The sequence below is a fragment of the Pseudomonas sp. GW821-FHT09C10 genome (genome assembly GCF_059418085.1).
The window spans coordinates 9,883-36,131 of sequence record NZ_JBWKPE010000007.1 but is presented as its reverse complement, the minus strand read 5'-3'; the positions used below and the strand labels follow the sequence as shown (position 1 = coordinate 36,131).

3 protein-coding genes are annotated in these 26,249 nt (G+C 65.9%); all 3 read left to right on the top strand.

The window, feature by feature from the left end:
• Positions 1-120 precede the first annotated feature (120 nt).
• Positions 121-1,746, top strand: coding sequence for a pyoverdine maturation tyrosinase PvdP (pvdP, locus tag AC07OT_RS15085; RefSeq protein WP_495108386.1), 1,626 nt, complete (start codon positions 121-123; stop codon positions 1,744-1,746).
• Positions 1,747-2,003: 257 nt separating this feature from the next.
• A complete protein-coding gene (locus tag AC07OT_RS15080) occupies positions 2,004-14,909 on the top strand; it encodes an amino acid adenylation domain-containing protein (RefSeq protein WP_495108385.1) in 12,906 nt (4,301 codons plus the stop codon).
• Positions 14,906-26,230, top strand: coding sequence for an amino acid adenylation domain-containing protein (locus AC07OT_RS15075; RefSeq protein WP_495108384.1), 11,325 nt, complete (start codon positions 14,906-14,908; stop codon positions 26,228-26,230). The genes AC07OT_RS15080 and AC07OT_RS15075 overlap by 4 nt, the downstream gene beginning before the upstream one ends.
• The last annotated feature ends 19 nt before the right edge of the window (positions 26,231-26,249 follow it).

The window sequence follows — 26,249 nt, the reverse complement described above, 5'->3', positions numbered from 1 at the left end:
CTTCGCTATCAGGGGAGAACGAGTGGTGCGCGGGGAAATTTAGGCGGCGCGGGCAGAGCGGTAAATTTCCCCGGCCTGCAAACGTTCTAGCTCTGATAAAGCCGTTTCCTAAGGTAGACAATGACCATCTCTCGACGTGGGTTCATCGCAGGCCTGGCGCTGACCGGCGCGGCTGTGCCGGCCGCTTTCTATGCCCATCGCGAGTTGACGCGCGAAGAAGAATTCCCCATCACTCCCGGCGAAGCCACCGTGGACCTGGCCGACACCGCCGGGCAGCACCTGGCTAACACCTTGCGCGGGGTGTGGCGCCTGCGCCTGGAAGGCCGCGACGCCGGCCTCAAGGGCCTGCCGCTGCAAGGCCTGGAACTGTTGCTCGACATCGCCCCCCGTGGCCGTGGCCTGCGCGGCTACCTGGACACCGCCGCCAACCTGCGCAGCGAAGGCGAACCGCGCTACCGCGTGCTGGGTGACCTGCTGACGGGCGAGGGCGCCTTGCTCTACTGGCGCCTGATCGATCGTGATGCCGTCGACGGCAGGCCCGCCTATGAGTTCAAGATGACCCTTGATGAGGTATGGGCCGACTTCGCCAACGCCGGCAGCGGCACCCTCAGTGGGCACATCCTCGACCTTGATCGGCCCCTGGCCTTGACCGAACGTGACAACCGCTTTATCGCCCACAAACAGCTGTTTCCCGAAGCCCGCCAACGCATCGGCCTCAACCCGACCCTGCTGGCCTGGCTGATTGCCCCGGAGCACCGCCTGTTTCACCAGCTGTGGCACGCCACCCGTGACCAGTGGCACAAACTCTCCGAAGAAAAACGCGACGCCCTGCGCGGCATCGGCTGGCAACCCGGCCCGCGCGGCAAGGAGCGTGACGCCCGTGGCAAACACAAAGACCGCAACGGCTCGGGCATCGATTTCTTCTTCATGCACCGGCATATGCTCGGCACCGCGCGTTCCATGCAGGATCTGCCCTCGTGGCCCGTATTCCCCGAACCGCAACCGGCGCTGGAGCGCGATCGCCTAGGCTTCCTGCGCTACTTCGACAACCACGACGGCTTCGCGCTGCCGCCCACCTGGTCAGCCCCGGACGACAGCGAATACACCCAGTGGGTCAGCGACATCAAGGCCGCCGAGACCTACCACAGCAACTTCCAGGTCTGGGAATCGCAGTACCGCGACCCGCGCTACCTGGCCAGACTGACCTTGGGCCAACTCGGCTCCGAAATGGAGCTGGGCCTGCACGACTGGCTGCACATGCGCTGGGCCTCGGTGCCCCGCGACCCGTCCAACGGCGCCCCTGTACCCCTGGCCCGCGACCCGGCAGACTTTGCCCCGCGCTGGTACGCGGCGGAAAACGACTTCCTCGGCGACCCGTTTTCATCCCATGTGAACCCGGTGTTCTGGCACTTCCACGGCTGGATCGACGACCGTATCGAGGACTGGTACCGCGCCCACGAACGCTTCAACCCCGGCGAAGTCCGGCGCCTGGACGTCAACGGCGTGGCCTGGTTCGCCCCGGGGCGTTGGGTCGAAGTCGACGACCCGTGGCTGGGCCCGGACACCCATGGCTGCAGCACCACCCCGGGGTTGCAGATGGGCAAGTCGATGGAGATGGACCCGGAGACCATGAAGCTCGCCTTGCGCATTACCTTTGGTGAGGACGAGCACCTGTTGCAGGGCCTGTTCAAGCGCGTGCCGAAGCGGCCCTGGTATGCGCGGCATTTGAAGGTGAAGACCGTCTAGCGACGTTCTCGCTCCCGTTCGGGAGCGATTACCTGCCCTGAAAAAACGTTGAACCCTCGCTGCCTCCCTCTTGTCCCCGCTTCCCATGTCACCCCCCAGCGCCCAAATCCCTTAATTTTCCAACCCTGCCGGAAGCCCCTCCAGGCCTGCGGCTGCGCCTGCATTTTTTTCACCGGGCGCTCCAGCACACCCGATTCCAAACGGCAGCTGAAAACGGACTTTCTTCTCCACCGTGACTTATCAGGCAGGTTACCCCCATGCAGTTCAGCGAATTATTGTCAGCGATTTCCACCCACGCGATCCGTCTGCAAAGGGAAGAAGACGACCTGATTGTCCTGGGTGACGATGAGGCATTGGACGATGCGTTGTGGGATCAACTGATCGCCCACAAACCGCGCTTGCTTACGCTGGTGACCGAGCATGGCGGGGACTGGTTGAGCCCGGCCTATCGCATCACGCCGGACATGGTGCCGCTGGTCAATCTCGACCAGTTGGCGATTGACCGTATCGTCGCGGCGATCCCCGGTGGGGCGGCGAATGTGCAGGATATCTACCCGCTGGCGCCGTTGCAGGAAGGCATGCTCTATCACCATCTTTCGGCAGCGCAGGGCGATCCCTATGTATTGCACGCCCAGTTTGTGTTCGACAGCCGTGCACGTTTGGCGGCCTTTGCCGAAGCCTTGCAATGGGTGATCGATCGCCACGATATCCTGCGCACCTCCATGGCCTGGGAACGCCTCGATGAACCACTGCAAGTGGTGTGGCGCAAGGCAACCCTGGCCTGTGAAGAGGCACACTTCAGTGGTGGCGATGCCCTCGACCGCCTGTTGACGCGCTACGACGCGCGCACTTACCGCATGGACCTGAGCCAGGCACCGCTGCTGCGCCTGGTATTTGCCGATGACCCGGCCAACCAGCGTGTGGTTGCCATGCTGTTATTCCACCACACCATCCTCGATCACACCGCCCTGGATGTGGTACGCCATGAAATCCAGCTGTACCTGGCGGGCCAGCAAGACCAGGCCCCTGAGCCTGTAGCGTTTCGCCGTTATATCGCCCAGGTGCGCCACGGGGTCAGCGAGCAGGCCCATGAGGCGTTTTTCCGCGAGATGCTGGCGGACATCGACGAGCCGACGTTGCCGTTCGGCTTGCAGGACGTACAGGGCGATGGGCTGGGCATCGACGAGGCGCGTATTTCCGTCGACAGCGATCTGAGTCGCCGCCTGCGCAGCCTGGCGCGGCCGCTGGGGGTAAGCGTGGCCAGCCTGCTGCATCTGGCCATGGCCCGTGTCCTGGGCGTGGTTTCCGGTCGTGATGCGGTGGTGTTCGGTACGGTGATGCTCGGGCGCATGGGGGCGGGTGAGGGCGGTGAGCGGGCCTTGGGCATGTTCATCAACACCTTGCCTTTGCGGGTGGATGTGGGCGAGCAGGGCGTGCGCGCCGGGGTGCAGGCAACCCATGCGCGGCTCACCGCGTTGCTCGAGCATGAACATGCCTCCCTGGCACTGGCCCAGCGTTGCAGTGGTGTGGCCGCGCCGACGCCGCTGTTCAGTGCGATGCTCAACTACCGGCACAGCGCCGCGGGCGACATGGCCGCGGTGATTGAGGTCGCTGAGGGCATCCAGGTACTGGGCGCCGAAGAACGTACCAATTACCCGCTGACGGTCAATGTGGATGACCTGGGCGAAGACTTTGCGCTGACGGTGATGGTCGATGGGCACATCGGCGCGCAGCGTGTCGCCGGCTACCTGCACACGGCGCTGGAGAGCCTGGCCCAGGCCCTGGAACACCATCCGGACACGCCCCTCGACCGCCTGGCGATCCTGCCCGATGAAGAGCGCCACCACCTGCTGCACAGCCTCAACCCTAGCCCTCACACCTACGCCGACAGCGCCTTGATCCACCAGCAGGTCGAACTCCAAGCCGCCGCCCAGCCGGAGGCCATTGCCCTGCGGTTCGACCAGCAGCGTCTGAGCTATCGCCAGCTCAACGAGCGCGCCAACCAGGTCGCCCATCGCCTGCTGGCGCAAGGCATCCGCCCCGACGACCGCGTGGCCATCTGCGTCGAACGTGGCCCGGAGATGATCATCGGCCTGCTGGGCATCCTCAAGGCCGGCGCCGGCTATGTCCCCATCGACCCGGCCTACCCGCTGGAACGCATTGCTTACACCCTGCGCGACAGCCAACCCCTGGCCGTGCTGGTGCAAGCCAACACCCGTCACCTGGTGGGCGAGCTGGCGCCGATCGACCTCAACGGCCTGCGCGGCGAGTCCATCGTCAATCCGCATGTGATGCTCGACCCGCACAACCTGGCCTATGTGATCTACACCTCCGGCTCAACCGGCCAGCCCAAGGGCGTGATGGTCGAGCATCGCCAGGTGGCGCGGCTGTTCAGCGCTACCGAGCACTGGTTCGGCTTCAACCGCAACGACGTGTGGGCGTTGTTTCATTCCTTCGCGTTCGATTTTTCGGTGTGGGAAATCTGGGGGGCGCTGCTGCACGGCGGCCAGTTACTGATCGTGCCGCAACTGCTCAGCCGTTCGCCGGAAGAGTGCTACCCGCTGCTCTGCGAAGCGGGCGTCAGCATCCTCAACCAGACCCCCAGCGCCTTCCGCCAACTGCTCGCGGCCCAGGGCGACAGCCCCCAGGCCCATTCCCTGCGCCAGGTGATTTTCGGCGGCGAGGCCCTGGAGCCGGCGATGCTCAAGCCGTGGTACGCACGGGCGATCAACGCCGGTACGCAGCTGGTGAACATGTACGGCATCACCGAAACCACCGTGCACGTGACGTACCGCGCCCTGGAAGCGGCGGACGCGCAGTTGGTCGGCGTCAGCCCGATTGGCGGGCCTATTCCCGACCTGCAACTGTATGTGCTGGACGCCCACCACGAGCCGCTGCCGGTTGGCGTGGTCGGCGAGTTGTACGTCGGTGGTGCCGGTGTCGCGCGGGGGTACCTCAACCGGGATGGGTTGACCGCCGAACGCTTCCTCAGCGATCCGTCCACCGGACTGCGGATGTACAGGACCGGCGACCTTGGACGCCGGTTGGCCGACGGCAGCGTGGAGTACCTGGGGCGCAATGATGACCAGGTGAAGATCCGCGGCTTCCGGATCGAACTGGGCGAAATCCAGGCGCGCCTGGCCAGCGCCCAAGGGGTGCGCGACGCGGTGGTGATCGCCCGTGAAGATCAACCGGGGGACAAACGCCTGGTGGCCTACGTGATTGCCGAGGGCGACACCCGCGTCGCGTCGCTGCGTGATCACCTGCTGCTGAGCCTGGCCGAACACATGGTGCCCAGTGCCTTCGTGCTGCTGGAACGTTTCCCGCTGACCACCAACGGCAAGCTCGACCGCAAGGCCTTGCCTGCAACCGACGCCGATGCCGTGGCCCGGCGCAGCTACCAGGCCCCCCGGGGCCACGTGGAAACCGCCATCGCCGGCATCTGGCAAGACCTGCTCAAGCTTGATCGCATTGGCCGCGATGACCATTTCTTCGAACTGGGTGGCCACTCCCTGCTGGCGGTCAAGCTGATCGAACGCATGCGCCAGGTGAACCTCGGCGCCGACGTGCGCGTGTTGTTTGGCCAACCCACCCTGGCAGCACTCGCGGCGGCGGTGGGCGGGCAAGCGGAAGTGCAGGTGCCGGCCAACTCGATCCATGCCCACAGTCAGGTCATCACCCCGGACATGTTGCCGCTGATCGATCTCGACCAGGCCGCCATCGATCACATCCTCCACAGCGTGCCCGGCGGTATCGGCAATGTGCAGGACATCTACGCCCTGGCGCCCTTGCAGGCAGGCATTCTCTATCACCACCTGGCGACCACCGACGGTGACCCCTATGTGCTGCAGGTGCAGTTGGGCTTTGACGATCAGGCTGCGGTAGACGCCTTTATCCTGGCGCTGCAGAGCGTGATCGAACGCAATGACATCCTGCGCACCGCGATCCTCTGGGAAGGCCTGGACGTGCCGGCACAGGTGGTCTGCCGCCAGGCGCCGCTGGCCGTGGAGCGCATTGAAGCCCCGGGCGTCGATGCCCTGGCGCACCTGCAACAGCGCTTTGACCCACGCCACTATCGCCTCGACCTGTCCCGTGCTTCACTGATGCGCCTGGCCTACGCCGAGGACCAGGGGCGTTTCGTCGGCATTCTGCTGCTGCACCATATCCTGCTCGACCACACCGCCCTGCAAGTGCTGGTGCAGGAAATGAGTGCCAGCCTGGCCGGGTGCAGCGCGCAACTGCCGGATGCGGTGCAGTACCGCAACTATGTGGCCCAGGCGCGGCTTGGGGTCAGCCAGGCCCGGCACGAAGCGTTCTTCAGCGAGATGTTGGGCGATATCGACGCGCCGACCCTGGCCTTCGGCTTGCAGGACGTGAATGGCGACGGCAGCGGCATTGTCGAGGCGCACTTGCCACTGGAGCCGGCATTGAGCCTGGGCCTGCGCGAGCAGGCGCGGCAATTGGGCGTGAGCACGGCGAGCCTGGTGCACCTGGCCTGGGCGCACGTGCTGGGGCAAGTCTCCGGGCAGCAGGAGGTGGTGTTCGGCACCGTGCTGCTTGGGCGCATGCAGGGTGGCGAAGGTGCTGACCGCGCCCTGGGGATGTTTATCAACACCTTGCCGCTGCGGGTCAGCGTCGGCACCGTCGGCGTGCAGGCCGCGGTGCGCGCCACCCACGCGCGCCTGGCAGACTTGCTCGTGCATGAGCACGCGCCGCTGTCCCTGGCCCAGCGGTGCAGTGGCGTACCGGGTTCGTTGCCGTTGTTCAGCACGCTGCTCAACTACCGTCACAGCGCGCCGGCGGACGTGCCGGGAGACAGTCCGTTTGCCGCTTCAGGCATCCGGATCCTCAGTTCCGAAGAACGCAGCAATTACCCGCTGGTGCTTAACGTCGATGACCTCGGCAGCGGCTTCGCCCTCACGGTGCAAGGCGTGGCCAGCCTGGACGCGCGGCGTGTCGGCGACTATATGCTCACCGCCTTGCGTCACCTGGTGACCGCGCTGCAACAGGCGCCCACCACGCCGATGCTGGCCGTGTCGATCGTGCCGCCGGCCGAACGTAACCAACTGCTGGTGGACTTCAATGCCACCGCCCGGGACTACCCGTCGCAGCTCACCGTGCCGCAACTGTTCGAAGCCCAGGTCCTGGCGCGCCCCGAAGCGGTGGCGGCAGTGCAGGGGCCGTTGTCCCTGAGCTACCGCGACCTTAACCGCCGTGCCAACCGCCTGGCCCATCACCTGATCAGCCAGGGCGTGCAGCCAGGGGAAAGCGTGGCGATTGCGTTGCCGCGAAGCCTCGACTTGCTGATCTGCCAACTGGCGATCCTCAAATGCGGCGCCGTGTATGTGCCGTTGGACATCAATGCGCCGCTCGAGCGCCAGGCGCTTATCGTGCAGGACAGTGGTGCGCAGCGGGTGCTCAATACCTTGGCCGACCTGAATCTGGAGGCGCAGTCGCTGCACAACCCGCAAGTGTTGCAGGCATCGGAAAGCGTGGCGTACATCCTGTACACCTCCGGCTCCACAGGCGCACCGAAAGGCGTGCAAGTGCCCCACCGCGCGATCTCGCGCCTGGTGCTCAACAACGGCTATGCCGAGTTCAACCCGCGCGACCGCGTGGCCTTTGCCTCCAACCCCGCTTTCGATGCCAGTACCCTTGAGGTGTGGGCACCGCTGCTCAACGGCGGCTGTGTGGTGGTGGTCGAACAGGCGGTGCTGTTGTCCCAGGCGGCGCTGGCGTCGTTGTTGCAGGAGCAGGCCATCAGTGTGTTGTGGATGACCGCCGGGCTGTTCCACCAATACGCCGATGCACTGATGCCGGTATTGGCGCAGTTGCGTTACCTGATCGTCGGCGGCGATGTGCTCGACCCGCTGGTGATCGACCGCGTGCTCAAGCACGGCAAGCCCCGGCACCTGCTCAACGGCTACGGGCCGACAGAAGCCACCACCTTTGCCACCACCCATGAAATTACCCAGGTGGGCGAGGGCGGTATTCCGATTGGCCGGCCCATTGCCAACGCCCAGGTCTACGTGCTGGATGCGCACCGTCAACTGCTGCCGTTGGGCGTGGTCGGCGAGCTGTATATCGGCGGCGCGGGCGTGGCCAAGGGGTACCTGAACCAGCCGCAACTGACCGCCGAAACGTTTATCCCGAACCCGTTCGGCGCGGGCCTGCTGTACCGCACCGGCGATCTGGCGTGCTGGCAGGCCGACGGCACCTTGCTGTACCGGGGGCGCAATGACCTGCAAGTGAAGATCCGTGGTTTCCGCATCGAACCCGGCGAAATCGAAGCCTGCCTGGCCGCCTTCCCTCAGGTGGACCACGCCGTGGTGCTGGTCCGTGAAGACGAGCCTGGCGACAAGCGCCTGGTGGCTTACTACACCGCTGACGCGCCGCTGCCGATCGAAGCGCTGCGCGCCCATCTGCAGGGGCGGCTGCCGGACTACATGGTGCCGTCGGCCTATGTCTGGCTGGCGCTGTTGCCCCTCACGGCCAATGGCAAACTGGACCGCAAGGGCCTGCCGGTACCGGATGCAGGCGCGCTGCTCAGCCGTGGGTATGAGGCGCCGGAAGGCGAGGTGGAAACCCTGCTGGCGCAGATCTGGCAGGATGTGCTCAAGCTCGATCGCGTCGGCCGTCATGACCATTTCTTTGAGCTGGGCGGGCACTCGCTGCTGGCGGTCAGCCTGATCGAGCGCATGCGCCAGGCCGGTCTGAGCACCGATGTGCGTGTGCTGTTCAATCAGCCGAGCCTGGCGGCGCTCGCGGCGGCAGTCGGCAGCGGCCGTGAGATTGCGGTGCCGGCCAATGGCATTCCTGCGGGCTGTACCCGGATAGTGCCGTCGATGCTGACCCTGGTGAGCCTTGATCAAGCGGCCATTGACCGGGTCGTCGCCAGCGTCCCTGGCGGTGCGGCGAATGTGCAGGATATCTACCCGCTGGCGCCGCTGCAGGAAGGCATTCTGTACCACCATATCAGCGCCGAGCAGGGCGATCCGTACCTGCTGCAATCGCGCATGGCCTTCGACAGCCTTGAGCGGTTGCAACGGTTCATGGGCGCGCTGCAACAGGTGGCGGCCCGTCACGACATCCTGCGCACCAGCGTGGTCTGGGAAGGCCTCGACAGCCCGGTCCAGGTGGTCTGGCGTGAGGCGCCGCTGGTGGTTCAGGCGATTGACCTGGACCCGGCGCACGGCGATATCCTCGAACAACTGCATGAGCGTTTCGATGCGCGCCACTATCGCCTGGACATTACCCAGGCGCCGTTGCTGCGTATGGTCTACGCCCCGGACCCGGCCAACCGGCGGGTGGCGGCGATCCTGCTGTTCCACCACCTGGCGCTGGATCACACGGCGATGGCGGTGGTGGGGCGGGAGATGGACGCGTTCCTGTTCAACCAGGCACAGGACTTGCCGCTGGCCGCGCCGTTCCGTAACTATGTGGCCCAGGCGCGTCTTGGCGTGAGTGTGGACGAACACGAGCAGTTCTTCCGCGCGATGCTCGCCGACGTCGATGAGCCCACCTTGCCGTTCGGCGTGCAGGACGTGCAGGGTGACGGGCGCGCTATCGAAGAGGCCGAGCAGGCCGTGGACGCCGCGTTGGCCAAGCGGCTGCGGGAACAGGCGCGATTGCGCGGCGTCAGTGCGGCGAGCCTGATGCACCTGGCGTGGGCGCTGGTGCTGGGGCGTGTCTGTGGGCGTGACGAGGTGGTATTCGGCACCGTCCTGATGGGCCGCATGCAGGCGGGCGACGGCGCCGACCGTGCCTTGGGGATGTTCATCAACACCTTGCCGCTGAAGGTGGACGTGGCCGTCGACGCGGTGGCCGCGCTCAAGGCCATCCATGGGCGCTTGAGCGCCTTGCTCGGTCACGAACACGCCTCCCTGGCCCTGGCCCAGCGCTGCAGTGGCGTGGCGGCTTCCACGCCGCTGTTCAGCGCCTTGCTCAACTACCGTCACAGCCACCCCGGCGAAATGGCCCGCGACGGCCATGGTATTTGGGAAGGTGTGCAGCTGTTGGGCGGTGAAGAGCGCAGCAACTACCCGTTGACCCTCAGTGTCGACGACCTGGGTGAGGGCTTCGGCCTGAGCGTGTTGGCGCTGCCGCGCATCGGCGCGGGGCGCGTGTGCGCTTACATGGCCAATGCCATCGAGCAACTGGTCGACACCCTGGAAAATACCCCGCACACCGCGCTGGGCCAGCTGGATATCCTCCCGGCCAGCGAACGCGAAACCCTGCTGCGCGAGTTCAATGCCACGGTGGCGGATTTCCCCACCGGGCACACCGTGCATGGCGCCTTCGAAATCCAGGCCGAGCGCCAGCCCCATGCCATTGCCGTGGTGCAGGACGGCACATCCCTGACCTATCGCCAGCTCAACCAGCGCGCCAACCAGTTGGCCCATCACCTGCTGGCGCAGGGGGTGCAACCGGATGACCGCGTCGCCCTGTGCTGCCGGCGTGGGCCGCAGATGCTGGTGGGATTGCTGGGTATTCTCAAGGCGGGCGCAGGTTATGTGCCGATTGACCCGGCCTATCCCGCTGCACGCATTGCTTACTTGTTGCAGGACAGCGCTCCTGTGGCGGTGCTGGCGGAAGCGAGCACCCGCGAGCTGCTGGGTAATGTCGCCAGCATCGACCTGCATGAGCACCACCATCCCAACGTGAGCAATCCGCAGATCGCCGACCTGACCCCGGCGCACCTGGCCTACGTGATCTACACCTCCGGCTCCACCGGCCAACCCAAGGGCGTGATGGTGGAGCACCGCAGCGTGGAAAACCTGGTGCATTGGCACTGCGAAGCCTTTGGCCTGAGCGCCATCAGTCACACCAGCAGCGTCGCCGGTTTTGGTTTTGACGCAATGGCCTGGGAGGTGTGGCCGGCATTGTGCGTGGGCGCCACCCTGCACCTGCCGCCTTCCGAGCTGGGCAATGAACAGATTGATGACCTGCTTGCCTGGTGGCTGGCGCAGCCCCTGGACGTCAGCTTCCTGCCCACGCCGGTGGCCGAATATGCGTTCAGCCAGGACCTGCACCACCCCACCTTGCGCCTGCTGCTGATCGGCGGCGACCGCTTGCGCCAGTTCAGCCAGGAGCGGCGCTTTGCCGTGATCAACAACTACGGGCCTACCGAGGCCACGGTGGTTGCCACCTCCGGCCGCGTGCGTGCCGGGCAGGCGCTGCATATCGGCCGGCCCATCGCCAATGCCTGCGTCTACGTGCTGGATGAGCACTTGCGGCCGGTGCCGGTGGGTGTCGCCGGTGAACTGTATGTGGGTGGCAGCGGCGTGGCTCGCGGATATCTGAACCGTGCGCAGATGACGGCCGAACGCTTCCTGCAGGACCCGTTCAACGCCGGTCGCATGTACCGCACCGGCGATCAGGTGCGCTGGTTGCCCGACGGCAATCTTGAGTACCTGGGACGCAACGACGAGCAGGTGAAAATCCGTGGCGTGCGCGTCGAGCTGGGCGAAATCGAAAGCTGCCTGGCGGCGTTGCCAGGGGTTGGCGAAGCGGTGGTGCTGGTGCGCGAGGGGCGCATGGTGGCCTGGTTCACCGAACACCACCCGCTGTCCATCGAAAGCCTGCGTGAGCAACTGCAGGCGCACTTGCCGCAGGTCTTGGTGCCGGTGGCCTACGTGCGGCTCGACGTGCTGCCCCTGACCGCCAACGGCAAGCTCGACCGCCAGGCCTTGCCGGCACCGGACCAGACCGCCGTGCTGAGCCGTGAGTACGAAGCTGCGCAAGGCGCCGTGGAAACCACCCTGGCAAGGCTCTGGGCCGAAGTGCTGCAGGTCGAGCAAGTGGGGCGCCACGATCACTTCTTTGAACTGGGGGGCCATTCGTTGCTGGCGGTCAGCCTGATCGAGCGCATGCGCCAGGTTGGCCTGAGCGCCGACGTGCGCGTGCTGTTCAGCCAGCCAACCCTGGCCGCCCTGGCCGCGGCCGTGGGCAGTGGTCGCGAAGTCCAGGTGCCGGCCAACCGCATCCCGGCTGATTGCCAGCGCATCACCCCGGACCTGCTGTCCCTGGTGACACTCGATCAATCGAGTCTGGACCAGGTCGTCAGCTGCGTGCCCGGCGGCGCCGCGAATGTGCAGGACATCTACCCCCTGGCACCCTTGCAGGAAGGCATTCTGTACCACCACCTCACGGCCGGGCAGGGCGACCCCTACCTGCTGCAGTCGCACCTGGCGTTTGACCGTATCGAGCGTCTACACGCCTTCGCCCAGGCGCTGCAGCAGGTGATCGATCGCCACGATATCCTGCGCACCGGGGTGGTCTGGGAGGGCCTGGTGCAACCGCTGCAAGTGGTGTGGCGCAAGGCCCGATTGCCACTTGAACACTTGCACTTGCAAGGCGATGTACTGGCCGGCCTGCATGAGCGCTTCGATGCCCGGCGCTACCGCCTGGACATCAGCCAGGCGCCCCTGATCCGCCTGGCCTATGCCGAAGACCCGGCCAACCAGCGCGTGGTGGCGGTGTTGCTCTATCACCATATCGCCCTCGACCACACCGCCTTCGACGTGGTGCTGCGGGAAATGCAGGGCTACCTGCTCGGCCACCCGGCGCCCACCGCCGCGCCGATGCCGTACCGCAACTACGTGGCCCAGGCGCGCCTGGGTGTCAGCGAGCAGGAACACGAGGCGTTCTTCCGCGACATGCTTGGCGATGTCGATGAACCCACCTTGCCCTTCGGCCTGCAGGATGTCCGCGGCGACGGCAGCGCTATCGAAGCGCACAGCCTACAATTGGACAGCGACCTTAACCGCCGCCTGCGGGCCCAGGCCCGTTTGCTCGGCGTGAGTACGGCGAGCCTGTTCCACCTGGCCTGGGGCCAGGTCCTGGCGGCCACCTCCGGGCGGCACAGCGTGGTCTTCGGCACGGTGCTGGTGGGGCGCCTGCAAGGCGGCGAGGGCGCCGACCGTGCCCTCGGCGTCTTTATTAACACCTTGCCCCTGCGCCTGGATATCGACGCCCAAGGTGTGCGTGCAGCCGTGCGCACTACCCACGCACGGCTCAGCGCGTTGCTCGGCCACGAGCATGCCTCCCTGGCCCTGGCTCAGCGGTGCAGCGGTGTGGCGGCACCCACGCCGTTGTTCAGTTCGATGCTCAACTATCGCCATCGCGGCGCCGCCACCCGTTCCCAGGACGCGCAACACGCTTGGGAGGGCATGCAGACCCTGGTCAACGACGGGCGCACCAACTACCCGCTGACCTTGAATGTGGACGACTTGGGCGATGGCTACGACGTGACGGCATTGGCCCACGTCGATGCGCAACGGATCTGCGGTTATATGCAAGTGGCCTTGGCCGGGCTGGTCGAGGCCCTGGAGCAGGCGCCGCACCAGGCGCTCCATCGGCTGCCGATCCTGGGGGCCGAGGAGCGGCAAAAACTGCTGGTTGAATTCAACGCCACGGAGGTGAATTACCCCCTCGACCAGACCCTGCACGGGCTGTTCGAGGCCCAGGTCATGCGCACGCCGGATGCCGTTGCCGTGAAAGCGCACGAGCAACAGCTCACCTACCGGCAACTCAACGAACGCGCCAACCGCCTGGCCCATCATCTGCGTGAATTGGGTGTCCAGCCGGAATCGCGGGTGGGGATTTGCCTGGAGCGCGGCCTGGACATGCTCATTGGCCTGTTCGCCATCCTCAAGGCCGGTGGCGGTTATGTGCCGCTCGACCCGGCGTACCCGCTGGAGCGTATCGCCTACATGCTGCACGACAGCGCGCCGGTGGTGGTGCTGGCGCAACGTGCGACTCGTGGTGTGCTCGGCGAGGTGCCGGTGATCGACCTCGACCAGCCCACCTGGCAGCACCAGAGTGCGAGCAACCCCGAGGTGCCGGGCCTCACCGCCCGTAACCAGGCCTACGTGATCTACACCTCCGGCTCCACCGGTCAGCCCAAAGGCGTGATCAACGAGCACGCCGGGGTGGTCAATCGCTTGTTGTGGATGCAGGACGCCTACGGCCTCAAGGCCCATGACGCAGTGCTGCAGAAAACCCCGTTCAGCTTCGACGTGTCGGTGTGGGAGTTCTTCTGGCCGTTGTTCACCGGCGCACGCCTGGTGATGGCGCGTCCCGGCGGGCATAAAGACCCGGCCTACCTGTGCGATGTGATCGAAGCTGAGCAGATCACCACCTTGCACTTTGTGCCGTCGATGCTCGATGTGTTCCTGGCCCACGGCGATGTCAGCCAGGCGGCGGGGTTGCAACGGGTGATGTGCAGCGGCGAAGCCCTGCCGGGCAGCCTGGTGCGCCGCTTCAAGCAGCAGTTGCCGGGGATCGGCCTGTACAACCTGTACGGCCCCACCGAAGCCGCGGTGGACGTGACCGCCTGGAACTGCGCGCGCCCCGATGCAGCGGACAACACCCCGATCGGCAAACCCATCGCCAACACGCGCCTGTATGTGCTGGATGGGCAGTTGCAACCGGTGCCGCTGGGCGTGGTCGGCGAGCTGTTTATCGGCGGCGTGCAGGTGGCGCGGGGTTACCTGAACCGTCCCGAGTTGACGGCCGAACGTTTCCTCAAGGACCCCTTCACCCCCGGTCGTCTGTACCGCACCGGTGATCTGGGGCGCTACCTGCCGGACGGCAATATCGAGTACCTGGGCCGCAATGATGATCAGGTCAAGATCCGTGGCCTGCGCATCGAACTCGGGGAAATCCAGGCGCGCCTGCTTGAGCATCCGCAGGTCAACGAAGCGGCGGTGGTCGCCCGTGAAGACCGGCTCGTCGCGTACTACACCGGTACCCCTGCCGATATTGAGCAACTGCGTGCCCACCTGTTGCAGCACCTGCCGGACTTTATGGTACCCGCGCTGTTCGTGCACCTCGACGCGCTGCCCCTGAGCCCCAACGGCAAGCTCGACCGCAAGGCGCTGCCGGCGCCTGGCATGCAGGCGCTGCAGGGGCGTGAGTACCAGGCGCCGGAAGGTGATACCGAGATCCTGCTGGCGCGGCTGTGGGCCGAGCTGCTGAACGTGGAGCGGGTAGGGCGCCTGGATAATTTCTTTGAACTGGGCGGGCACTCGCTGCTCGCCGTGAGCTTGATCGGGCGCCTGCGCCAGGAAGGCATGGAAGCCGATGTGCGGGCGCTGTTCGAACAGCCGACGCTGGCCGGCTACGCCGCAATGACCGAACGAATGGAGATCGTCCTGTGAGCCTCTTTGAGCTGCTGGCAACCCTTAAAACCAAGGACATCCAACTGGCGCTCAAGGGCGAACAGTTGTCGGTGCAAGGCAACAAGCAGGCCTTGAGCGACCCGGCGATCCTGGCCGCGTTGCGTGAGCACAAACCGGGGCTGATCGAGCTGATCAAGGCCGGCGAATACTCACCGACCAAGGCCGGTGAAGTCGCGGTGCCGGCCAATGGCATTGCGCCGGGTACCGAACGCATCACGCCGGACATGCTGACGTTGTCATGCCTTGACCAGGACGAGATCGACCGCATCGTCGCCACCGTCGATGGCGGCGTGGAGAATATCCAGGACATCTACCCGCTCGCGCCGCTGCAGGAAGGCATTCTGTTTCATCATGCCAGCGCCGGACAGGGCGACCCGTATGTGATGCAGTCGCAGTTCGCGTTCGACAGCCTGGCGCGGTTCGACGCGTTCGCCCAGGCCCTGCAAACCGTCATGGATCGCCATGACATCCTGCGCACCGGCGTGGTCTGGGATGGCCTGCAACAGCCGTCGCAAGTGGTGTGGCGCCGGGCGTGCCTGCCGGTGCAGGCCCTTGAGCTGGACCCTGCCGACGGCGACATCGGCGCACAACTGCATGCGTTGTTCGATGCCCGTCACTATCGGCTCGACGTCACCCAGGCGCCGCTCCTGCGCCTGGTGCGCGCCGATGATCCGGCCAACCAGCGCATTGTCGCCACCTTGCTGTTCCACCATATGGCCCTGGACCACAGTGCCCTGGAGGTGGTGTGCCATGAAATGCAAGCGTGCCTGCAGGGGCAGGGCGCGACGCTGGGCCAGGCGGTGCCGTTTCGCAACTATGTGGCGCAGGCACGGTTAGGTATCAGCGAGCAGGAACATGAGCAGTTCTTCCGCCAGATGCTGGGCGATATCAGTGAGCCGACCTTGCCCTTCGGTTTGCAGGACGTGCAGGGCGATGCACGGGGCATCCGCGAACTCAGCCTGCCCTTGGCGGCGCCGTTGAGCCGACGCCTGCGCACTCAGGCACGGCAGCTGGGCGTCAGCGCGGCAAGCCTGTTTCACCTGGGCTGGGCGCAGGTGTTGAGCGCATTGTCCGGCAAGCAACAGGTGGTCTTCGGCACGGTATTGATGGGCCGCCTGCAGGGCAGTCATGACACGGAACGGGCCCTGGGGATTTTCATCAACACCCTGCCGTTGCGCGTGGATGTGGACGCCCAGGACGTAGGCACCGGGGTTAAGGCCACCCATGCGCGGCTCACCACATTGCTGCGCCATGAGCATGCGCCGCTGGCCCTGGCCCAGCGTTGCAGCGCCGTGATTGCCCCCACGCCCTTGTTCAGCGCGCTGCTCAACTATCGTCACAGCGCACCCGCCGCCAGCGCCGAGGCCGTGTCGGCATGGCAGGGCATCGTCGCCCTGAGTGCCGAGGAACGCACCAACTACCCGCTGACCTTGAGCGTCGATGACCTCGGCGAGGACTTTGGCTTGAGCCTGCTGGCCAGTACCCAGGTGGACCCGCAGCGTGTGTGCGCCTACCTGCACACCGCCCTGGAACACCTGGTGACTGCGCTGGAACAGGCGCCGACCACCGCGTTGAACCAGGTGACGGTCGTCCCCGTTGCGGAGCAACGCCTGGTGCTTGAGCAGTTCAACGCGACCTCGGTGAGTTTTCCCCAAGGCACCACCCTGCATGGGCGTATCGAAGCCCAGGCCGCGCTGACGCCCGATGCCATCGCCGCCGTGCACCTCGAGCGCACACTGACCTACGCCGAGCTGAACCAGCAAGCCAACTTGTTGGCCCATCATCTGTTGGCGTTGGGGGTCAAGCCCGATGACCGCGTGGCCATCGTCGCGCGCCGGGGCCTCGATACCCTGGCCGGGTTGCTGGCGATCCTTAAATCCGGTGCCTGCTACGTACCGGTGGACCCCTCCCACCCGGCCGAACGCCTGGCCTACCTGCTCAGCGACAGCGCCCCGGTGGCGGTGCTGGCCCAACACGCCTTGCTTGAACGCCTGCCTCCGCTGGACGTGCCGGTGATCAACCTCGATCGCTACACCTGGCACCATCATTCGGCGAGCAATCCCGTGGTCGCCGTCACACCGAGCCATCTTGCCTATGTGATCTACACCTCCGGTTCCACCGGCCTGCCCAAAGGCGTGATGGTGGAGCACCACACCGTGGCCAACCTGGTGGACTGGCATTGCAACGCCTTCGACCTCTGCGCCGGGCGGCATACCGCCAGCGTTGCCGGGTTCGGCTTCGATGCCATGGCCTGGGAAGTGTGGCCGGCGCTGTGTGTCGGGGCGACGCTGCACCTGCCACCGGCCCACGACGGCCCCGAAGACATTGATGCACTGCTGGCCTGGTGGTGCGCGCAGCCGCTGGATGTGGCTTTCCTGCCGACACCGGTGGCCGAGTACGCCTTCAGCCAGACCATCGAACATCCCACCCTGCGCACGTTGCTGATCGGCGGCGACCGCCTGCGTCAGTTCGGGCGCGCGCAGCGGTTTGAGCTGATCAACAACTACGGCCCTACCGAAGCCACGGTGGTCGCCACGTCCGGCAAGGTCGAGGCGGGACAGGCGTTGCATATCGGCAAGCCCATCGCCAATGCCACGGTCTACCTGCTGGACGCACAGCAGCGTCCGGTGCCATTGGGTGTGGCGGGTGAGGTGTACGTGGGCGGCAAGGGTGTGGCACGCGGCTATCTGAACCGGCCTGAATTGAGCGCCGAACGCTTCCTGCACGATCCCTTCAATCCCGGCCGCATGTACCGCACCGGCGACCTGGCGCGCTGGCTGCCGGACGGCAACCTCGAGTACCTGGGGCGCAACGACGACCAGGTGAAAATCCGCGGCGTGCGCATCGAACTGGGTGAAATCGAAACCCAGCTCAACCTGTTGCCCAGCCTCCAGGAAGCGGTCGTGCTGGTGCGTGAAGACCGGCTGGTGGCCTATTACACGGAAAGTGCGCAGTTCGACCCGCTGGTCGTCGGCGATATCCGCGCCCATCTGCTGGCGCACCTGCCGGACTCTATGGTCCCGGTGGCCTTCGTGAAGCTGGATGCGCTGCCCTTGACCGCCAATGGCAAGATCGACCGCAACGCCCTGCCGGCGCCGGACATGACGGCAGTGTTCAGCCGTGAATACGCAGCCCCTCAAGGCGAGATCGAAAGCCTGCTGGCGCAGATCTGGGCCGATGTGCTGCAGGTAGAACGGGTCGGGCGCCATGACCACTTCTTCGAATTGGGCGGGCATTCGTTGCTGGCGATGCGCATGGTGTCGCAGATTCGCCAGCGCCTGGGCGTGGAACTGTTGCTCAGCGAGCTGTTTGCCAATGCCGAACTGACGGCTGTCGCCCAGGTGCTGGCCCAGGCGGGTCGCAGCACCTTGCCGGATATCCTGCCGGCCAACCGCGATGAGCCCGTGCCGCTGTCGTTCGCCCAGCAGCGCCTGTGGTTCCTGGCGTTGATGGAAGGCGCCAACACCGCCTACAACATTCCCATCGGCCTGCGCCTGCGTGGGCAGTTGCATGTGCAAGCGTTGCAACGGGCGCTGGCGCGCATCGTCGCGCGCCATGCCACCCTGCGCAGCCGTTTCGCTCAGCACGGCGATGAAGCCCAGGTGCTGATCGTCGCCGCCGAAGACGTGTTGCCGCTGCAAGTGCAGGACTTGCGTCGCCACCCGCAGCCGCAACAGGCCCTGGATGCGCTGATCCATGGCGAAGCCTCGGCACCCTTTGACCTTGAGCGTGGCCCGCTGCTGCGCGGGCGTCTGGTGGTGATGGCTGACGAGCACCATGTGCTGCTGCTGACCCTGCACCATATCGTTTCCGACGGTTGGTCCATGGGCGTGCTTACCCGTGAGCTGATGGCGCTGTACCGCGCGTTCAGCCATGGCCAGCCCGACCCGCTGCCGCCGCTGGCGATCCAGTACGGTGACTTTGCCGTGTGGCAGCGCCTATGGCTCAGCGGAGAAGTGCTGCAACGCCAGAGCCACTATTGGCAACAGGCCCTGGCCGGTGCGCCGGCGTTGCTCTCCTTGCCCACCGACCGCCCGCGCCCGGCCCGCCAGGACTACGCCGGCAGCAGCGTCGAGGTGCACCTGGACGAACGTCTCACCGCCGGGCTCAAGGCCTTGAGCCAGCGCCATGGCTGCACGGTGTACATGACCTTGATGACGGCTTGGGCCGCATTGCTGGCGCGGCTGTCCGGGCAGCAGGATGTGGTGATCGGCTCACCGGTGGCCAACCGTACGCGCAGCGAGGTGGAAGGGCTGATCGGCCTGTTCGTCAACACCCTGGCGGTGCGCATCGACACCTCGGGCGGGCTGAGCACCGAGGCGTTGCTGGCGCGGGTCAAGGCGCTGACATTGGCGGCCCAGGCCCACCAGGACCTGCCCTTCGAGCAAGTGGTGGAAATCATCCGCCCGACGCGCAGCCTGGCCCATAGCCCGTTGTTCCAGACCCTGCTGAGCTGGCAGGACAGCAGCGCGCCGACCCTGGCCCTGGGCGACCTCGCCCTGGAAGGCATCGTCGAGAACAGCCACTTCGCCAAGTTCGACCTGTCGCTGAACCTGGGGGAAGTGCAGGGCACGATCCTCGGCGCGCTGGAGTACGCGGTGGCGCTGTTCGATGAGTCGACCGTGCAGCGTTACGTCGGCTACTTCACACGGTTATTGCAGGCCATGGTCGATAACGACCAGGCGGTGCTGGAGCATGTGCCGCTGGTGGACGCGCGCGAGCGCGAGCGTTTGCTGTTCGACTTCAACGCCACCCAGGCGGACTACAACCTTGACCAGACCGTGCACGGAATGTTCGAAGCCCAAGTGGTACGTACGCCGGAGGCGATTGCGGTCAAGGCCGGCGAGCAGCAACTGACCTATGCCGAACTGAACGCACAGGCCAACCAACTGGCCCATCACCTGCACGCGCTGGGCGTGCAGCCGGACTCGCGGGTGGCAATCTGTGTGGAGCGCAGCCTGGCCATGGTGGTCGGCCTGTACGCGATCCTCAAGGCCGGCGCTGCCTATGTGCCGTTGGACCCGGCGTATCCACGAGAGCGCCTGGCCTACATGCTTGAAGACAGCGCCCCCGTTGCCGTGCTGGCCCAGGCTTCGACCCGCGATCTGCTGGGCGCGGTACCGGTAGTCGATCTGGACCAGCCGTGCTGGCAACACCATTGCATCGACAACCCCCCATTCGCGGGCCTGGCTGCCTATGTGATCTATACCTCCGGTTCCACCGGCCAACCCAAGGGCGTGATCAACGACCACGCCGGGGTGGTCAACCGTCTGTTGTGGATGCAGGACGAATATGGATTGACCGCTCAAGACCGCGTCTTGCAGAAAACCCCGTTCAGCTTCGACGTGTCGGTGTGGGAGTTCTTCTGGCCGCTGTTCACCGGTGCGTGCCTGGTGATGGCGCGTCCCGGTGGGCATAAAGACCCGGCGTACCTGTGCGACGTGATCGAGGCTGAACGGATCAGCACCGTGCACTTCGTGCCCTCGATGCTCGATGTGTTCCTGGCCCATGGCGATGTGAGCCAGGCCGCCGGGCTGGCGCGGGTGATATGCAGCGGCGAGGCCTTGCCCGGTAGCCTGGTACGGCGCTTCAAGCAGCAGTTGCCCGGCAGCGAGCTGCATAACCTGTACGGCCCCACCGAAGCCGCCGTGGATGTGACCGCGTGGAACTGCGCAGGCGCGGTGACACCGGATAACACCCCCATCGGCAAGCCGATTGCCAATACGCGCATGTACTTGCTGGATGGGCAGTTGCAGCCGGTGCCGCTGGGCGTGGTCGGCGAATTGTTTATCGGCGGCGTGCAAGTGGCTCGCGGTTACCTGAACCGCCCGGAACTGACCGCCGAACGTTTCCTCAAGGACCCGTTCAGCGCCGGACGGATGTACCGCACCGGCGACGTCGGACGTTATTTGCCCGATGGCACTATCGAATACCTGGGTCGCAACGATGATCAGGTGAAGGTTCGCGGCCTGCGTATCGAACTGGGGGAAATCCAGGCGCGCCTCACCGAGTATGCCGCCGTCAACGAAGCTGCCGTGGTCGCCCGCGACGATCACCTGGTGGCGTACTACACCGGTGTGCGCAGCGAGATCGAAGCCCTGCGCGGCCATCTGCTGCAGCACCTGCCGGAGTTCATGGTGCCGGCGATTTTCGTCCACCTCGAGGCGTTGCCCCTGAGCCCTAACGGCAAGCTCGACCGCAAGGCCCTGCCTGCACCGGGTGCGGATTCGGTGAGGGTGCGCGAGTACGAGGCGCCCCAGGGTGATACGGAAGTCACCCTGGCCAGCCTGTGGGCCGAGTTGCTCAATGTGGAGCGGGTGGGACGTCACGACAACTTCTTCGAGTTGGGTGGCCACTCACTGTTGGCCGTCAGCCTGATAGGGCGTATGCGTCGCCTCGGGTTGTCGGCGGATGTGAAGGTGCTGTTCGGCCAGCCGACCCTGTGTGCTCTGGCGGCAGCGCTGGGTGGCGGGCGTGGCGTGGCGGTGCCGGTCAATGGCATTGCCGAGGGGGCCACGGCGATCACGCCGGACCAGTTGCCCCTGATTCAACTGGATCAGGCCGACATTGATCGTATTGTCGCCGGCATCCCCGGTGGTGCGGCGAATGTGCAGGATATCTACCCGCTGGCGCCGCTGCAGGCCGGCATGCTCTATCACCATCGCGCGGTGCAGGGCGACGATGCCTACGTGCTGCAGGCGCAGTTCGCCTTTGATTCCCGCCAGCGCCTGGACGCGTTCGCCCGGGCGTTGCAGGCGGTGATCCAGCGCCACGACATTCTGCGCTCGTCGTTTCACTGGGAGGGCCTGGAAGAACCGCTGCAAGTGGTGTGGCGCAAGGCGTCGCTGCGCGTCGAAAGCGGCCCGTTGCCCCAGCGCCTGGACCTGGCCCAGGCGCCTTTGATGCGCCTGGTCTACACCGAGGAGCCCCAGCGCGTGGTGGCCACGCTGCTGTTCCATCACCTGGTCATGGACCACTTGGCCCTGGATATCCTACAGCGCGACATGCAGGCCTTCCTGCTGGGCGAGCAGGATTCGTTAGGCGCAGCGGTCCCGTATCGCAACTATGTGGCCCAGACCCGCAGCGGTGTCGATGCACACGAAGGGTTCTTCCGCGAGATGCTCGGTGACATCGACGAGCCCACGGCAGTCCCCGGCCTGGGCGCCGATGAGCCGGCCCAGTTGAGCGTGGATCCCGCACTGAGCCAGCGCCTGCGGACCCAGGCGCGCCAGGCGGGTGTCAGTGCCGCAAGCCTGATGCACCTGGCCTGGGCCCATGTACTGGGCAAGGTGTCCGGCCGCGAGCAGGTGGTGTTCGGTACGGTCATGCTGGGTCGCCTGCAAGGTGGCGAGGGGGCCGAGCGGGCCATGGGGGTGTTTATCAATACCTTGCCGCTGCGGGTCGACCTGGGCGAACGTGCGGTACGCAGTGCGCTGCGCGCTACCCACGCCCGACTTACCCAGCTGCTCAGTCATGAACACGCGCCATTGGCCCTGGCTCAGCGTTGCAGCGCAGTGCCGGTGGCGACGCCGTTGTTCAGCGTGTTGTTCAACTATCGCCACAGTGCGCCGCACGCCGGTGGTGTGGCCGACGCGTGGCAGGGCATTCAATTGCTCAAGACTCAAGAGCACAGCACCTTTGGCCTGTCGATGAGCGTGGATGACCTGGGCGCCGGTTTCAGCCTCAAGGCCAGGGGACCGGGTGCCCGGCGTCTATGCGAGTACCTGCATATCGCACTGGAGCAACTGGTGCAGGCGTTGGAACACAACAGTGACCTCGCTATCGGCCGCTTGCCGATCCTGCCCGACGCCGAACGTCGCCGGCTGCTGGAATTCAATGCGACCCGGCGCCCATTCCCGCGCGAGCACACGGTGCAACGTCTGTTCGAAGCCCAGGCCCAGGCAACGCCCGACGCGCTGGCGGCGGTGCAGGGCGAGCAGGCCTGGAGTTACGGTGAACTGAACCAGCGCGCCAACCGCCTGGCCCATCACCTGCTGGGGCTTGGGGTGCGCCCCGCCGATAACGTTGCGATCCTGCTGCCACGCTCCCTGGACCTGTTGGTGGGCCAACTGGCGGTGCTCAAGTGCGCCGCCGCCTATGTGCCGCTGGACAGCAACGCCCCGGCCGAACGCCAGGGCTTTATGCTGCAGGACAGCGGCGCGGCGTGGCTGCTGAGCCGCAGTGAAATGGCTGCCGATTACCCCGCACAGCGCCTGGACCTCGACACCCTGGCCCTCGATTCGCAACCGAGCCACAACCCGGCGCTGTCGCAATCGAGCGACAGCGTGGCGTACATCATGTACACCTCCGGCTCCACCGGTACGCCGAAGGGGGTGCGGGTGCCCCATCGCGGCATCACGCGGCTGGTGATCAATAACGGCTATGCCGACTTCCAGGCCGGCGACCGTGTGGCCTTCGCTTCCAACCCGGCGTTCGACGCCAGCACCATGGATGTCTGGGGCGCGCTGCTCAATGGCGGCCAGGTGCAGGTGATCGAGCACACCACGTTGCTCGATCCGGTCGCCTTTGGCCGGGCGCTGCAAGGCGTGACGGTGCTGTTTGTGACCACGGCGCTGTTCAACCAATACGTGCAACTGATCCCTGACGCCCTGGCCGGCCTGCGCATCCTGTTGTGCGGCGGCGAGCGTGCCGACCCGGCGGCCTTCCGCAGCCTCTTGGCCCGGGCGCCCGCACTGCGCCTGGTGCATTGCTATGGGCCGACGGAAACCACCACCTACGCCACCACCTATGAAGTGCGCGCGGTTGCCGACGACGCGGACAGCGTGCCGGTGGGCCGGCCGATCTCCAACACCCAGGTGCATGTGCTGGATGCGCACTTGCAGGAGGTGCCGCTGGGCGTGACCGGTGAAATCTGCATCGGCGGCGACGGCGTGGCCACCGGGTACCTGAATCGCCCGAACCTGAGCGCGGAAAAATTTGTGCAGGACCCCTTCAATGAGGGCGCCTTGATGTACCGCACCGGCGACCTCGGCCGCTGGAACGCTGAGGGGCTGCTGGAGTGCATCGGCCGTAATGACGACCAGGTCAAGGTCCGTGGCTTCCGTATCGAGCTGGGTGAAATTGAAGCGCGCCTGGCGACCCACGGAAGCATTCAGGACGTGGTAGTACTGGCCCGTGAGGACGCCCCGGGCGACAAGCGCCTGGTGGCCTATTTCACTTGGGTGGCCGAGCCCGTCGCGATCGACAGCGTACGCGCCCATCTGCAGGGGCAGCTGCCGGACTACATGCTGCCGTCGGCCTATGTGCCGCTGGAGCGCTTGCCGTTGACGGCCAATGGCAAGGTCGACCGCAAAGCCTTGCCGGTCCCGGCCCTGGACGCGTTGTCCTGCCGCGAATTCGAAGCGCCGGCCGATGCACTGGAGCAGACCCTGGCCCAGCTGTGGGCCGAGGTGTTGAAGCTGGCGCAGGTGGGCCGGCATGACAGCTTCTTCGAATTGGGTGGGCATTCGTTGTTGGCGATTCGCCTGGTCAACCTGATGGAGGAGGCGGGGTTGCAGGTGTCCCTGGCCGAGTTGTTCCAGCACGCCAGCGTCGCCTCGGTGGCCGCCATGCTGCGCCAGCGCACCCAGGCGCCGGAGCGTGATAGTGCGGTGATCACGGTACGCAGCAGCGGCTCGCAGGCGCCGTTGTTCCTGGTCCATGAGTTCAGTGGCATGGACGTGTATTTCCCGGCACTGGGCCAGCACCTGCCCGGTGACTATCCGATCTACGGCCTGCCGGGCGTGGCACTCGGTGAGGCGCACCTCAACACCATGGAAGGCTTGGCGGCGCGCATGGTCGGCCTGATTCGCGGCATCCAGCCCCACGGGCCTTACCGGGTCGCCGGCTGGTCGTTTGGCGGAGTGCTGGCCTACGAAGTGGCGATGCAATTGCTCGGGCAGGATGAGCCGGTGGCGTTCCTCGGCCTGATCGACAGTTACGTACCGCGCATGACCGACCAGGGCAAGGCGCGCTGGAGCGGTCCGGATGCCCTCAAGCGGCATTTGCTGTTGCAATGCACGGCCTATTGGAACGCACAGGGAGGTGTGGATGAACTGGCGAGGATTGAGCAACTTGAGGCACAGCTTGGACAGTTGGACTTTGCGGGTCTGCTGCAACGCTGTCGCGATCAAGGTCTGTTGTACGCGCAAATGGCGGCAGCGGCGGACGCGGACCTCTTGAGCTTTATCGAGCGCGAAGTGGGGCATGGGCATGCGCTGGCGCACTACAGCCTGTTTCCGTTGCCGATGGCGGTGCATCTGTTCAGCGCCCAGGAGCGCCCTACCGAGTTGGCGCGGCGCAGCGAGTCCCTGGGCTGGAACGACGCCCTGGCCCCCGGGCAACTGCAGCGAGTTGAGGTGCCTGGGGATCACCAGAGCATGATGCAGGCGCCCCATATCCAAGGCTTGGGTCGCGCCATGAGCGCGGCGTTGCTGGCAAGTACGCCGGTGAGCCAGGCGCCGCACCAGCCGCTGTTGCGAATTCAAGGCGGCCGCGCCGGGTATGCGCCACTGTTCTGCGTGCCGGGCGCGGGGGACAGCGTGACCGGGTTTGTGGGCTTGAGCGAAGCGCTGGGGCGTGACTGGCCGCTGTTCGGTCTGCAGCATCGGGGCCTGGATGGCGAGGCGGTACCCCACAGCCAGGTCGAGGCGGCCGCGCGCTGTTACCTGACGGCGCTGGAGCACGAGTGCCCGCGTGGGCCGGTGCATCTGGTCGGGCATTCCTTTGGTGGCTGGATCGCATTGGAAATGGCCCTGCGCTTGCAGGCGGCCGGGCGCGAAGTGGCATCGTTGACGGTAATCGACAGTGAGGCACCGGCTGGCGCGGGGCGGCCCTACACCACCACGGCGGCGTTGGTGCGATTGATCGAGGCCATGCAGTTGGCCGCGGGCAAGGCGTTTGGCATTGATCTCGTGGACTTTGCCGGGCGCGATGAGCGCGCGCAGCGGCAGGCGTTGCATGGGGGCATGGTCGACGTGGGGTTGTTGCCGGCCCGTGCCAGTGTGGACGCGATGACGGGGCCGGCGCGTACCTATGGCGTGGCGTTGCGCACGGTGTATCGGCCTTTGCGGCGCTATGAAGGTGCAGTGCGCCTGGTGCTGGCCGAGGACCCGGCGCTGGATGCGGCGGGGAATCAGCGGGAGCAGGGGAGGATGATCGAGGGGTGGCGCAAGCAGGGCAGCGCTTTGGAGGTCTGGTATGGGGCGGGGAACCACTTCACCTTGCTCAAGGTGCCGAATGTTCACAGGCTGGCGCGCTGGTGGTTGGACGGCGTGGTGATTGGGGAGGTGGTTTCGTGAAGAGGGTCTACCCCCTCCC